Origin of the sequence: Amycolatopsis sp., from assembly GCF_035546795.1 — a bacterium.
In the GTDB taxonomy this organism is placed as follows: domain Bacteria; phylum Actinomycetota; class Actinomycetes; order Mycobacteriales; family Pseudonocardiaceae; genus Amycolatopsis_E.
In genome coordinates this window covers 100,443-113,071 of the sequence record NZ_DASZWC010000055.1, presented here as the reverse complement: position 1 = coordinate 113,071, position 12,629 = coordinate 100,443, and the positions used below count along the sequence as shown (strand labels likewise).

Genomic DNA, 12,629 nt, shown 5'->3' with positions numbered 1-12,629 from the left:
AGGACGGCGGACGGGCCCGGCGGCGGCGATGGCGGGCGGCGGCCGACTAACCTTCTTGCGTGCCGATCGCCGGGAGCCCGCGATGACGACGGCCGGGCGCATCTTCCTCGCCCGGCTGGCCGGCATTGCCGTCTTCGACCCCGGCGGCGACCAGCTGGGCCGGGTCCGGGACGCGGTCACCATGCTGCGGGCCGACCGGCAGCCCCCGCGGATCATCGGGCTGGTCGTCGAGCTCGTGCACCGGCACCGCATCTTCGTGCCCATGGGCCGGGTCACCCGCATCGAGCCGGACCAGGTCGTCCTGTCCTCCGGCACGGTGAACATGAAGCGCTTCGAGCGCCGCCGGAACGAGGTGCTCGTGCTCTCCGAACTGCTCGACCGCAGCGTCATCGTGCGCGAGAGCGGCCAGCGGGCCGGCGTGGTCGACGCGGCGATCGAGCAGAACCGGGCCCGCGACTGGGTGATCAGCCGGCTCGCCGTGCGCACCCACACGGGGGGACGGTTGGCCCGGCGCCGCGGCCAGCTGTTCCAGGTGGAGTGGAACGAGGTGGACGGCCTCGCCCTCACCGAGCGCAACCAGGGCACGGACGCGTTGCTCGCCACGCTGGCCGACCTGCGCGCCGCCGACGTCGCCGCGGCCCTGAAGGACATGACCGTCAAGCGCCGCACTGAGGTCGCCGCCGCGCTCGACGACGAGCGGCTGGCCGACGTGCTGCAGGAGATGGAGGAGGAGGACCAGCTGGCCCTGCTCCGGTCGCTGGCCGACGAGCGCGCCGCGGACGTCCTCGAGGCCATGGACGACGACGACGCTGCCGACCTGCTGGGCGAGATGTCGACCGCCGACCAGGAGCGCCTCCTCGAGCTGATGGAGCCGGAGGAGGCGGCGCCGGTCCGCCGGCTGATGACCTACGCCGACTACACCGCCGGCGGCATGATGACCTCCGAGCCGGTGATCATGCTGCCGGACGCCACCGTCGCCGAGGCCCTCGCCCGGGTGCGCAACCCCGAGCTCTCCCCCGCCGTCGCCGCCCAGGTGTACGTCGTGCGGCCGCCGCAGGCCACGCCCACCGGGCGCTTCCTCGGCACCGCGCACCTGCAGCGGTTGCTGCGCGAGCCGCCGTCGGCGCTGGTCTCCGGGCTGTGCGAGAAGGACACCGGGACGCTGCGTCCCGACACGCCCCTGGACGAGGTGACCCGGCACCTCGCCACCTACAACCTCGTCGCCGCCCCGGTGGTCGACGACCACGACCGGCTGCTGGGCGCGGTGTCGGTCGACGACGTGCTCGACCACCTGCTGCCCGAGGGCTGGCGCGACCGCGATCGGGCCGAGCCGCATGGCTGAGAGCCGGGCCCGCCTCGACCAGCCGCGGGTCGAGCGGCGGGGCGTGCGGCTGCGGGTCGACCCGGAGGCCTTCGGGCAGTGGACGGAGAAGTTCGCCCGCTTCCTCGGCACCGGGCGGTACCTCGTCATCCAGACGGCGATCATCGTGATCTGGGTCGTCGGCAACGCGATCCCCGGCATCCCGCACCCGGACCAGTACCCGTTCCTGTTCCTCACCCTGGCGCTGTCGCTGCAGGCGAGCTACGCCGCGCCGCTGATCCTGCTGGCGCAGAACCGGCAGGACGACCGGGACCGGGTCTCGCTGGACGAGGACCGCAATCGCGCCGCGCAGACGAAGGCGGACACCGAATACCTGGCGCGTGAACTGGCGGCACTACGCATCGCTGTCGGCGAGGTCGCCACGCGTGACTACCTGCGTGGGGAGCTCGACAAGCTTCGTGAAGATCTGAACACCAAGCCCCGTAAGCAGAAAGCGAACCGTGCGCAGCCCGAGCCGATAACCGGTCCGTAGCATGGGGCTATGACCAGCACGCAGCAGATCCCCAGCGTCGAGGACGTTCGCGCCGCGCTCGGCAGCGTCTACGACCCGGAGATCAAGAAGCCGATCACCGACCTTGGCATGGTCAAGGACATCGTGGTCGGCGAGGACGGACTCGTCACGGTCGGGGTTTATCTCACTGTCGCGGGCTGTCCGCTCAAGGACACCATCACCAAGGAAACGACGGCCGCCGTCGGCAAGCTCGACGGGGTGCGCGAGGTCCGCGTAGAGCTCGACGTGATGAGCGACGAGCAACGCACCGAGCTGCGAAAATCCCTGCGTGGCGACGCCGAGGAGCCGGTCATCCCGTTCGCGCAGCCCGGTTCGCTCACCCGTGTGTACTGCGTGGCCTCGGGCAAGGGCGGGGTCGGCAAGTCGAGCGTGACGGTGAACCTCGCGGTGGCGATGGCCGAGCGCGGGCTGTCCGTCGGCGTGGTCGACGCCGACATCTACGGCCACTCCGTGCCGCGCATGCTGGGCGCCCGCGAGAAGCCCACCAAGGTCGAGAAAATGATCATGCCGCCGCAGGCGCATGGCGTGAAGGTCATCTCCATCGGCATGTTCACCCCCGGCAACACCCCGGTGGTCTGGCGTGGGCCGATGCTGCACCGCGCGCTGCAGCAGTTCCTCGCCGACGTGTTCTGGGGCGATCTGGACATCTTGCTGCTCGACCTCCCGCCGGGCACCGGTGACATCGCGATCTCGGTGGCCCAGCTCATCCCGAACGCGGAGATCCTCGTGGTCACCACCCCGCAACAGGCCGCCGCCGAGGTGGCCGAGCGCGCGGGCGCGATCGCGATGCAGACCCGGCAGCGGCTGGCCGGCGTCATCGAGAACATGTCGTGGCTGGAGACGCCTTCCGGGGAGCGGATGGAGATCTTCGGCTCCGGCGGCGGGCAGACGGTGGCGGATTCGCTGTCGAAGTCCACGGGTTCGAAGGTGCCGCTGCTGGGTCAGGTCCCGCTGGACCCGCGCCTGCGTGAGCAGGGTGACGAGGGCACGCCCATCGTCCTGGCCGAGCCCGAGGCCCCGGCGTCGACGGTGCTGAAGAACGTGGCGGAGAAGCTGTCGGTCCGGGCACGCGGACTGGCGGGGATGATGTTGAACGTGAGCCCGAAGGGGCGGTAGGGGTTTTCGCTCCGCACCTCCGCTCGCTCCGCCGAGGCTGCCCCTCCGGGGGCGGCCAACGGCAGGCACTTGGACCCCTCCCTGCCCCGTCGCACCCAGCCCGCGCGTAAACACTGAAAAGCGAAGGGCCCCAACGCAATGGGCCAGTCTCGGGCCCGGCGGCCGCACGCTGTATCGGCCAATCGCGAAACCCGGCGACCCGACCCGGCGACCGCGCGACTAGGCAAGCTGGGCACGCTGCGACAGCAACGGACGCGCGCAGAGCGCGCTTGGGCTCCCCTCCCCACCCCGATCCTTGAGTGTTCGGGGCGGCGAGGCCGCGTCAAGGCGGGAAAGATGCCTTGACCCGACCACGCGACCGCAAGTGCGGCTGGGGATCGGGGCGGCGAGGGGAGGCTGGCCGGGGAGAAAGCCGTTGCGTTGCTCGGCGGCGGTATGTGGGTGGTGCTGCCCGGAAGATCAGGTGGCGTCCGGGTCCACGGGGGGCTTCTCCCCTGGCTTCAGGGCCTCCTGTTCCGGCTTCGCCGACACTGCGGGGAAGCCGTTGGGCTTACTGCTGCCGCCGCTGGTTCCGTTGAGCCCCAACGGATCCGGGTCACCGTCGAAGAGGTGGTTGGTGATCGCCCGGCGGGGGTCGAAGTTGCGCAGCTGACGCAGGTCCTCGAGCGGTTTGCGGAACTCTTCGAACTCCGGGCCCATCTCGTCCCGCAGTTGCTGCCGCGCACCGGCGGCGAAGTCGCGCACCTTCTTCATGCTCTTGGCCGCCCACGAAGCGGCCTCGGGCAGGCGTTCCGGGCCGAGGATGAACAGACCGGCGACGATGAGAACGAGAATCTCGCCCCAGCCAACGCTATCGAACACCAGTCAAACCTCCGCCTCGGTGCACGCCCGTGCGCGCCCAGCCTACCCCGCTAATCCGAACCCAGGGTTACGTCGACGACAAGAGGCCTGCCCTGCCGGACAAGCTGAACCGGCACCACTTCGCCGATGTTGTGCGCCCGCACGGCGACGGTCAGTTCCGCGGCGTTGCGCACCATCCGGTCACCGACCTTCGTGATCACGTCGCCCTCGGCGATACCCGCCTTGGCGGCCGGGCCACCGTCGGCCACGTTGACCACCTGCGCGCCTTCCGACGTGTCGGCCGCGACCGAGGCGGCGTTGATACCGATGTCGGCGTGCTTGACCTGACCGTTGCTGATCAGGGTGCGGGCGATCTTGACCGCGTCGTCGGCGGGGATGGCGAATCCGATGCCGATGCTGCCGCCCTGGTCGGAATCGGTGGTGCCGGTGCGGATCGCGGAGTTGATGCCGATCAGCGCACCGGTGGAATCCACCAGCGCGCCGCCGGAGTTGCCGTGGTTGATCGGGGCGTCGGTCTGGATGGCGTCGTAGGTGATCGGGGGGCCGCCGTTCTCGCTCTGCGCGGTGATCGGCCGGTGCAGCGCGCTGACGATGCCGGAGGTCACGGTGTTCTGCAGGCCCAGCGGCGAACCGATGGCGATCACCGAATCCCCGGGCTCCAGGTCCGCGGACCTGCCGATCTGAATCACCGTCGGATTGGCCACCCCGACCTTGATCACGGCGAGGTCGGTCGTCGGGTCGGTGCCGACGACCTTCGCGCCGGTGCGAGTGCCGTCGCTGAACACGGCAGTGATCTTCGCCTGCGGATCGTCGGTGGCCAGCGAGACCACGTGGTTGTTGGTGATGGCGTAGCCGTTCGGGTCGATCATCACGCCCGAACCGACGCTGCCGGACTCGCCCGAGGTCACCTCGATGGACAGCACCGCGGGCGAGACGCGCTTGGCGATGTCGGCGATCGAGCCGGGCGCGCGCTCCTTGCCCGCCTCGGCTTCGGAGATCGTCGCGCTGCCGGTCAGCGAGTTGCCGGTGCTGGCGATCCACCAGCCGACCAGGCCGCCGACCGCGCCGATCAGCAGGCACACCACGCCGAGCAGGCCCAGCGCGACGGGCTTCACCCGACGGCCGAACAGCAGCTCGGGCAGCGAAAGCAACGGGCCCTTCGGCCGCTCGTCGCCGTCCTTCTCCTCGTCCTCGGCTTCCAGCGCCGGACCGCCCAGTACCGCGGCGGCGCCAGGGTCACGCCACGGATCGGCGGACTTGGCCCATAGCGGGGACTCCGGCCCGTCGGCCGCGCGCTGGCCCGTGTCGTCACCGGGGCGCTGCAGGCGGACGTTCTCCGCGCCCGGCGGACGGCCGAAGGCCTCGGCCAGCGACTCCGGGGCGGGTGGCTTGGTGATGATCTGCTCGCCGTTGCGTTTACCGGGCGAATAGAGCTTGTCGAAAGCGCCGTCGACCCCGTGCGGCCTGCCGAAAGTGGCGGCTTGTCCGGGGTCGACCGCGGGCCGGTCCAGCGGCCTGGGCTGCAGCCGCGGTTCGCGCGGCGCGCCGGAGTTCTCCTCAGGCGTGTTCGGCTGGCTCATCGTTCCCCGGGATAGACGGACTGCAACACTCGGCGTGACCCTACGCCACGGATTCTTCCGTCAGGCCAGTGAAGCAGGCGTCAGTGATGTTCCATGACGGGGGTGGCCGCCGACGTGGTGGTGGTCGTCGTCGGGGTCACTCGCTGTTGACCGCCGAGCTGGGCGCCCAGCAGACCGGGCGGAGTGCCGCCACTGGGCTCGGGGCTGACCTGCGCCGTGCCGCCTCCGCTGGAGGTGGCGACGAGCGCGAGCGCGCTCAGCACGATGCCGGACACGACGACACCAGCGCCCTGCGCGGCGCGTTTGCGCACCGAAGCGGACCGGTGCGAGTTCAGGACGGCCGAGCCACCACCGAGCGGGGTGCTCGTGCCGAGAGGTGCCGACGAGCCGAGCCCGGCGGGCATGCCACGCAGCCCGGCGACGCGCTCGGGACGCTGGACGGCGACCAGCTGCCCGTCCTCGGTGACCGCCAGGTTGTCCGGGGTCATCGGCAGATCGGTGTGGTCCGGTATCGCTCGCAGGCTCGCCAGGAACCCGGCGGACATATGCGGCACGGCCGGTGCGTCCTGCACCGCCGACCGAGCTTGCCGCTGTGCCTTCACGTCGGAAGCGCAGAGTGGACAACGGGCGATATGCGAAGCGGCCCGATCCCGCGCACCCAGCGACAGCTCGCCGTCCACGAAGGCGACGACGGCGTCGGGAAGCAGGTGCGACTCGGGAAGCAGGCCCCGGCCGCGAGGATCGGTCATACGGAAGCCTCCACGGATTCCTCCTTCAACGCGCGACGCCTCTCGAGCGAAGCGCGCAAAGACTGCCGGCCACGGTGGATCCGGCTGCGCACGGTACCGAGCTTGACCCCGAGGGTGGCGCCGATCTCCTCGTACGAGAGACCTTCGACGTCACACAGCACCACCGCGGCACGGAACTCCGGCGGCAGCTCGTCGAGCGCGGCCTGCAGCTCCGGGTCGAGATGGGTGTCGCTGTAGACCTGCTCCGGGCTCGGGTCGTCACCGACTATGCGGTCGGTGTCCTCCGGCAGCCCCTCCATCCGCACCCGCGAACGGCGGCGCGCCATGTCGAGGAAGAGGTTCGTGGTGATGCGATGCAGCCAGCCCTCGAAGGTGCCGGGCTTGTATGAGGCCAGCGAGCGAAACACCCGGATGAAGGTCTCCTGGGTGAGGTCCTCGGCGTCGTGGGTGTTACCGGTCAGGCGGTACGCGAGCCGGTAGACCCGGTCGGCGTGCTCTCGCACGACCTCGTCCCAGGACGGCGGCGTCCAAGCGGCCTCGTCCACCTTCACCGGGCGGCCTTCGGTCGCGGGCTCGTCGTTCAGCGGGGTCTTCTGCATCGGCGGGGAAGGCACCTCCATCAGGCTGTTCTCCCTACTGCTCTACCCAACGTGGATCGGCCACGCCGTGTTCCCTGTCGAGACGTAGCTTGACCGAACTCCTTATGTGTCTAGTGAGATCGGTCTGAGAGGCACCTGAGAGAAGTGTGCACGTCTTGCACGAGTTTGGCGACGACCAGCGCTAACCTTTCCGGCGTGACCTCCGAGACGCACGCGGGGGTGGCTACTGGTGTCGAAGAGCACACCGGCCATCCGCCCGACGACGACGCGCTGCTCGCCGCCCGTGACCGTGCGGAGGAGCTTGGCTGCGTGCCGCTGGGCGCCCAGGCCGGGGAGGCGCTGTGCTTCCTTGCCACCTGCCTGCGTGCGCGGGCGGTGGTCGAGATCGGCACCGGCACCGGGTCGAGCGGGCTGTACCTGTTGCGCGGGATGGCGCCCGAAGGCGTGCTCACGACGATCGACATCGAGCCCGAGTACCACCGCACCGCCCGCAAGACCTTCCGGGAGGCCGGGTTCGCGCCGGGCCGCACCCGGCTGATCACCGGCCGTGCGATGGAAGTGCTGCCGCGATTGACCAGCGGCGGGTACGACCTGGTGTTCGTGGACGCTTCGCTGGCCGAGTACCCGGGCTACTACGACCACGGCGTGAGCCTGCTGCGGCCGGGCGGGGTGATCGCGTTCCATGGCGTGCTCGGGCCACAGGCCGAAAACCCCCGTCGGGATCCGGGCATGGTGGCCGCGCGCGAGCTGGCGCGCGGTCTGCGTGAGGACGACAGGCTGGTGCCGTCACTGCTTCCGGTCGGCGGCGGCCTGCTCGTCGCCGCGATGCGGTCCTGACACGGTTCGCACCACGACGACGGCCCCGGCCAGCCACGCGACGGCGGCGGCAACGAGCCAGGTCCAGCCGGCTCGCGCGAAGATCACCGATCCGACGGTCCCGCCGAGGCTGCTGCCCAGGTAATACATGAGCGTGTAGGTGCCGGACGCCTGCCCGCGCGCGTGTTCCGGCGCCTCCGCGGCGGCCCAGCTGTTCGCGACGGCGTGCGCGGAGAAGAAGCCGCCGGTCAGCACGACGAACCCGAGCACGACCACGGGCAGCGAGTCGGACAGCGTCAGCAGGATCCCGATCGCGGTGACCGTCAGCGAAAGCACCGACGCGCGCATCCGCCCGAACCGGCCGACCAGCCGCGCGACTGTCGCCGAGGAGACCGAGCCCATCGCGTACGCGAGGAAGACGAGCGAAGCGATGGCGGGCGACAGGTTCAGCGGCGCCCCGGTAAGCCGGAAGCCGGCCGCGTTGTACATCGCCACGAAAGCGCCCATCGCGAGAAGCGCGACGGCGTACTGAGCAAGCAGCACGGGTTTGCTCAGCGCCGCCCGAACCCCGGCCAGGACGCCGCGCAGCTGCTGCCCGGCGCTCGGCTTCAGTCTGTCTTCGCGGCGCGAAGGCGGTAGGGCGAACACGGTCAGCAGCGTGAAGATCGATCCGACGATCCCGACGACCACCAGCGCGCCGTGGTACCCGAAGGGCTCGGCACTGAACCCGGCGGCGAGCCGGCCGAGCATCCCGCCGACCGAGTTCCCCGCGACCATCGCGCCGACCGCGGCCGCGACCCCGGTCCTGCCCAGCCGCTCCACCAGATACGCGGCGGCGACGCCGGGGAAGCCCGCGATCGCGACCCCCTGCAACGCACGCAGCACCAGCAAAATCGGGAACGAGGGCGCGAGCGGCAGCAGCAACCCGAGCACGGCGGAGGCGATCACCGACGTGAGGATCACCGGTCGCCGCCCGATGATCTCCGAGAACGCGGCGATGGGCAGGACCGCGATCGCCAGTGCGCCGGTGGCCACGCTGACCGCGAGCGACGCGCTGCCGGGATCCAGGTGATATTGCGCGGCGAGCTGGGGCAGCACGGGCTGCGGCGCGTACAGCAACGCGAACGAAGAGATTCCGGCGGCGGCTACGGCGATCTTGACGCGCCGGGTCTCGGCGCGGACGGGAACAAGCAGGTCAACGGACACATCTCGAACGTAAGACGCGCAGATCGATACGTCTAATGCGGAAATATGCCAAAATCGATACGGTGGCGCATGAATCTGATTCGCGGCTCACCGACCAGCGGCTGGCTCATCACCTGGCCCCCAACCTCGCCCTGCTGGCCACCCTGAGTGAAACCGGCAACATCACCCGCGCGGCCGAGCTACTGGGCGTCCCGCAGCCCACCGTCAGCCGCCGGCTCGGCGCGCTCGCCGAACTGGTCGGCGCGCCGGTGATCGAACCGGTCGGCCGCGGCATCCGGCTGACCAGGGTGGGCGCGATCCTCACCGAAAGCGCGGGCCGGGCGCTGGGCACCGTGGAGTCCGGCGCGCGACAGGCCCGCGAAGAGATCGAGCCCGCCACCGGGCATGTCGTGTTCGGCTTCCTGCATCTGCTGGGCCGGCGGCTGGTGCCGAATCTGCTGCGCGGGTTCCGGCAGCGCCACCCCGGCGTCCGGTTCACCCTCGTGCAAGGGTCCCGTCAGCACATCCTCGACCAGCTCGCGGCCGGGGAGATCGACCTCGCGCTTGTCGCCCCGATGCCCACCGACGACCCGGATCTCGAAGCCACCGCCCTCGACGAACAGGAGTTGCTGCTGTCCGTGCCGAAAGGGCATCGCCTCGCGGAGCGTAAACGCATCCGCTTCGAGGAACTCGCCGACGAACAGTTCGTGACCCTGGAGCACGGCTACGGACTGCGCCAGATCGCAGACCGGCTCTGCGCCGAAGCCGGCTTCGAGCCGAAGATCGCCTTCGAGGGCCAGGAGTCGGACACCGTGCGCGGCCTTGTCGCGGCGGGCTTCGGCATCAGCCTGCTCCCCCGCGTCGGGCCCGCGCCCGCCGGAGTCGTGGAGATCCCGCTCTCGCCCGGCGTGAGCCGCACGATCTGCCTCATCTGGCACGCGCACGGACACCTCACGCCGACAGTGCGCGCCTTCCGGGACTACGTCCGCGCTCAGGCGTAGGAAGCAGCCAGCTCCACAAGCGTGCGGGCCGCGAAGCCGGTCGCGCCGGGCACCACGTCGGCGTAGGTGCTCTCCGCGCGCGCCGGGCCGGCAATGTCGAGATGCGCCCACGGCATGCCGTCGACGAACTCGCGCAGGAACAGCGCCGCCGTCACAGCGCCAGGGCCGCCGGGCGCCTGCCGGACGTCGGCCAGCTCTCCGCGCACCGCGTCTGCGTGCGCCTCCAGCAACGGCATCCGCCACCACGCTTCGCCGACCCGCTCGCCCGCGGCCAGCAGCCGCTGCGCGAGGTCGTCGTCGGTGGCGAACAGGCCGCCGGTGCGCGTCCCCAGCGCGACCTTCATCGCGCCGGTCAGCGTCGCGACGTCGACCACCGCGTCCGGGCGGAACCGGCGGATGCCGTAGACCAGCGCGTCGGCCAGCACCATCCGGCCCTCGGCGTCGGTGTTGCTGACCTCGGTGGTGATTCCGCCGTAGTGGCGCACCACGTCGCCCGGGCGGTACGAGCTGCCGGACACGTGATTCTCCGCCGCCGGGACCAGCGCCGTGACCCGGACCGGCAGCCGCGCGGCGGCGATGGCACGAGTCGCCGCGATCACCGCCGCACCACCGGCCATGTCTGTGCGCATCAGGTGCATACCGGCCGCCGGCTTGATGGACAGGCCGCCGGTGTCGAACGTGATTCCCTTGCCCACCAGCAGCAAATGCCGCGAAGATCCGCGCGGCCGGTAGGTCAGCTCGATCAGCCGCGGCGGGCTCACGGAGCCGCCGCCGACCGCGAGCACCCCGCCGAAACCCTGGTCGGCAAGCCACCGCTCGTCGCGGATGGTGGCCTGCAGCCCGGGCTGGCCACCGGCGACCCGCTCGGCGGTGTCGGCGAGCCAGGCCGGGTTTTTGATGTTGGACGGAGTGTTGGCGAGATCGCGCGCCAGTGTGGCGGCCTCGGCCAGCCCGCGCACGCGGCCGAGCAGCTCTTCGTATTCGGGTATCGCGCGCTCATACGGCGTGAGCAGGCGCAAGGTCTGCAGCCCCGGCTTGGCGCCCTCCGCGCTGACCTTGAACCGGTAGCCGCCGAGCAGCGCGCCGGTGGCGAACTCGGCCACGTCCTCGCCGCGCACCTCGCCACCCAGCTCGACCTGCGCGGTGCGCACCGGGTCTTCCTCGATCGCGCGCACCAGCGCCGCGCCCGCGGCACGCCAGTCCTTCGGCGCGCCGTCCCCGATCCCGACAACCCACCGCACGGGCCCGGCCGCTTCCCGCACCTCACCCGTCTTGCCCGGATGCCGGATTCCGGCGATTTCCACCGGTTCCGGCGCGGCGGGCACCAGCACGGCAGTCGGCGCGCCGCGCCGGGGCACGTCGGCCACCTCGAGATCGAGCAACCGACTGGGTAAGGCAGGCAGCGGGAACCGCGCCATCAGGCAACCTCCGAGCGGGGACGGCGAAAACCGGCTGACGCGTCGTCAGCCGGTGAAGTGGTCGGAACGCAGCGTCAGCTCGTGGCCTCCTGCAGAGCAACCCCCAGGTCCTTGGCCTCCTCGGCCGACAGCTCGACGACGAGTCGCCCGCCACCCTCGAGCGGAACGCGCATCACGAGGCCCCGCCCCTCCTTAGTCACCTCGAGGGGACCATCTCCGGTCCGGGGCTTCATGGCCGCCATAGCGTGCTCCCTCCGTCTCAACCGGCGCGCCCGGGTCGCGCTTGCCTAAGCCAACCGGGTGTCGTGCGCCATTCTCCCTCATCAACATGGGCGCGCGAACGCGGACCGATCTTTTCGTGTTTGCATAGGTGCTGGTATGCGGCTCGCGAGGGCCCCGAAAGCCAGGAGGAGACCAGTGACCACCGAGGAAGTGCTGTTGATCGCCGACGCCGACGGCGTACGGACGCTCACGCTCAACCGCCCCAAGGCCTACAACTCGCTCACCGTCGAGCTGAAGGAACGCCTGCTCGCGGCGCTGCGCGAGGCGGCGGCCGACCCCGAGGTGCGGGCGGTGGTGCTGACCGGCACCGGCAAGGCGTTCTGCGCGGGCCAGGATTTGAAGGAGCACGTCGGGCTGCTGCAGGCCGGCGACCCGTCGCCGCTACGGACCGTGGCCGAGCACTACAACCCCATCGTGCGGACGCTGGTGGACATGCCGAAGCCGGTGATCGCCGCGGTCAACGGCCCGGCCGCCGGTGCCGGCGCGGCCTTCGCCTATGCCTGTGACCTGCGTATTTCGGCGCGGTCGGCGAACTATCTGATGGCCTTCGCCAACGTCGGCCTCGGCCCGGACTCGGGCGCGTCGTGGACGCTGCAGCGGCTGGTCGGCTACGGCCGGGCGACGGAGCTGATGATGCTGGCGCGCACGGTCGACGCGGAGGAAGCGTTGCGGCTGGGTCTGGTCGGCGAGGTCGTGGCCGACGAGGAGCTGGCCGAGCGGGCGCACGCGGTGGCCAAGAAGCTCGCCGCGGGGCCGACCGTGTCCTACGCGAAGATCAAGGAGGTGCTGACGACGGCAGCGGAAAGCAGTCTGGAGGAAGCGCTTGCCGCGGAGGACGCCGCGCAGACGGCGCTCGGCGGCACCGCCGACCACCGCGAGGCGGTCGAGGCGTTCGTGGCCAAGCGCAAGCCGGAGTTCCAGGGCAAGTAAGCGCTTCCCCTCGCCGGCCCGCCAACGGCGGTGGCGAGGAGGGCGGCTTGGGTCCTGGTCGAGACAGCGAGCTTGGCCAGGACCTTGCCGGCGTGCACCCTGCACCGTGCGCTCGGCCAGACGCGGCCGGGCGGCGATGTCGCGCGCTCCCGCGGGGTCAACGTCTCGGCCGACGACGCCGAGCGCGCGGCGGTGGCCAC

General features: G+C 71.0%; 13 protein-coding genes. 6 read left to right on the top strand and 7 right to left on the bottom strand.

Features of this window, described 5'->3' with window-relative positions:
* The 3 genes from VHD82_RS28745 to VHD82_RS28735 all read left to right on the top strand — a co-directional run.
* On the top strand, positions 1–1,342 hold a 1,342-nt coding region (locus tag VHD82_RS28745), incomplete at its 5' end, for a magnesium transporter MgtE N-terminal domain-containing protein (protein ID WP_414637588.1).
* Positions 1,335–1,853, top strand: coding sequence for a DUF1003 domain-containing protein (locus VHD82_RS28740; RefSeq protein ID WP_325710862.1), 519 nt, complete (start codon positions 1,335–1,337; stop codon positions 1,851–1,853). The genes VHD82_RS28745 and VHD82_RS28740, both read left to right, overlap by 8 nt.
* 9 nt (positions 1,854–1,862) lie before the next feature.
* Positions 1,863–3,008: an Mrp/NBP35 family ATP-binding protein gene (locus tag VHD82_RS28735; protein ID WP_325710859.1), complete on the top strand. Its 1,146-nt coding sequence runs from the start codon at positions 1,863–1,865 to the stop codon at positions 3,006–3,008.
* Between the two features lie 459 nt (positions 3,009–3,467).
* Here VHD82_RS28735 and tatB read toward each other — a convergent pair whose 3' ends face one another.
* The 4 genes from tatB to sigE all read right to left on the bottom strand — a co-directional run bounded on the left by tatB (position 3,468) and on the right by sigE (position 6,818).
* The gene (gene tatB / locus VHD82_RS28730; protein ID WP_325710856.1) at positions 3,468–3,869 is read right to left on the bottom strand and encodes a Sec-independent protein translocase protein TatB; all 402 of its coding nucleotides are present in this window, start codon (positions 3,867–3,869) and stop codon (positions 3,468–3,470) included.
* A gap of 50 nt (positions 3,870–3,919) precedes the next feature.
* Positions 3,920–5,449: a S1C family serine protease gene (locus tag VHD82_RS28725; protein ID WP_325710852.1), complete on the bottom strand. Its 1,530-nt coding sequence runs from the start codon at positions 5,447–5,449 to the stop codon at positions 3,920–3,922.
* Positions 5,450–5,529: 80 nt separating this feature from the next.
* The gene (locus VHD82_RS28720; protein WP_325710849.1) at positions 5,530–6,198 is read right to left on the bottom strand and encodes a hypothetical protein; all 669 of its coding nucleotides are present in this window, start codon (positions 6,196–6,198) and stop codon (positions 5,530–5,532) included.
* Complete coding sequence (sigE, locus tag VHD82_RS28715; RefSeq protein WP_325710846.1) at positions 6,195–6,818, bottom strand: RNA polymerase sigma factor SigE; 624 nt, start codon at positions 6,816–6,818, stop codon at positions 6,195–6,197. The genes VHD82_RS28720 and sigE overlap by 4 nt, the downstream gene beginning before the upstream one ends.
* Before the next feature lie 174 nt (positions 6,819–6,992).
* On the opposite strand from sigE, the gene VHD82_RS28710 reads away from it, so the two are divergent.
* Positions 6,993–7,634, top strand: a complete 642-nt coding sequence (locus tag VHD82_RS28710) for an O-methyltransferase (RefSeq protein WP_325710843.1) — start codon at positions 6,993–6,995, stop codon at positions 7,632–7,634.
* Here VHD82_RS28710 and VHD82_RS28705 read toward each other — a convergent pair.
* The gene (locus tag VHD82_RS28705; RefSeq protein ID WP_325710840.1) at positions 7,584–8,819 is read right to left on the bottom strand and encodes an MFS transporter; all 1,236 of its coding nucleotides are present in this window, start codon (positions 8,817–8,819) and stop codon (positions 7,584–7,586) included. The two genes, VHD82_RS28710 and VHD82_RS28705, sit on opposite strands and share 51 nt — an antisense overlap.
* A gap of 35 nt (positions 8,820–8,854) precedes the next feature.
* On the opposite strand from VHD82_RS28705, the gene VHD82_RS28700 reads away from it, so the two are divergent.
* Positions 8,855–9,799 (top strand): LysR family transcriptional regulator, encoded by a 945-nt coding sequence (locus tag VHD82_RS28700; protein ID WP_414637587.1) that lies wholly within the window; start codon positions 8,855–8,857, stop codon positions 9,797–9,799.
* Here VHD82_RS28700 and VHD82_RS28695 read toward each other — a convergent pair.
* Both VHD82_RS28695 and VHD82_RS28690 read right to left on the bottom strand, forming a co-directional pair.
* On the bottom strand, positions 9,790–11,217 hold the full coding sequence (locus tag VHD82_RS28695) for a leucyl aminopeptidase family protein (RefSeq protein ID WP_325710834.1): 1,428 nt from the start codon (positions 11,215–11,217) through the stop codon (positions 9,790–9,792). The two genes, VHD82_RS28700 and VHD82_RS28695, sit on opposite strands and share 10 nt — an antisense overlap.
* 74 nt (positions 11,218–11,291) lie before the next feature.
* Positions 11,292–11,459 (bottom strand): DUF3117 domain-containing protein, encoded by a 168-nt coding sequence (locus tag VHD82_RS28690; RefSeq protein WP_081617745.1) that lies wholly within the window; start codon positions 11,457–11,459, stop codon positions 11,292–11,294.
* 175 nt (positions 11,460–11,634) lie between these two features.
* On the opposite strand from VHD82_RS28690, the gene VHD82_RS28685 reads away from it, so the two are divergent.
* A complete protein-coding gene (locus tag VHD82_RS28685) occupies positions 11,635–12,429 on the top strand; it encodes an enoyl-CoA hydratase-related protein (RefSeq protein WP_325710830.1) in 795 nt (264 codons plus the stop codon).
* The last annotated feature ends 200 nt before the right edge of the window (positions 12,430–12,629 follow it).

What these genes read in the sequence shown, in the direction of transcription:
- VHD82_RS28740 (WP_325710862.1), top strand. Translation starts at nt 1,335, where the DNA reads ATGGCTGAGAGCCGGGCCCGCCTCGACCAGCCGCGGGTCGAGCGGCGG.
- VHD82_RS28735 (WP_325710859.1), top strand. Translation starts at nt 1,863, where the DNA reads ATGACCAGCACGCAGCAGATCCCCAGCGTCGAGGACGTTCGCGCCGCG.
- VHD82_RS28725 (WP_325710852.1), bottom strand. Translation starts at nt 5,449, where the DNA reads ATGAGCCAGCCGAACACGCCTGAGGAGAACTCCGGCGCGCCGCGCGAA.
- VHD82_RS28720 (WP_325710849.1), bottom strand. Translation starts at nt 6,198, where the DNA reads ATGACCGATCCTCGCGGCCGGGGCCTGCTTCCCGAGTCGCACCTGCTT.
- sigE (WP_325710846.1), bottom strand. Translation starts at nt 6,818, where the DNA reads ATGGAGGTGCCTTCCCCGCCGATGCAGAAGACCCCGCTGAACGACGAG.
- VHD82_RS28700 (WP_414637587.1), top strand. Translation starts at nt 8,855, where the DNA reads ATGCGGAAATATGCCAAAATCGATACGGTGGCGCATGAATCTGATTCG.
- VHD82_RS28695 (WP_325710834.1), bottom strand. Translation starts at nt 11,217, where the DNA reads ATGGCGCGGTTCCCGCTGCCTGCCTTACCCAGTCGGTTGCTCGATCTC.
- VHD82_RS28690 (WP_081617745.1), bottom strand. Translation starts at nt 11,459, where the DNA reads ATGGCGGCCATGAAGCCCCGGACCGGAGATGGTCCCCTCGAGGTGACT.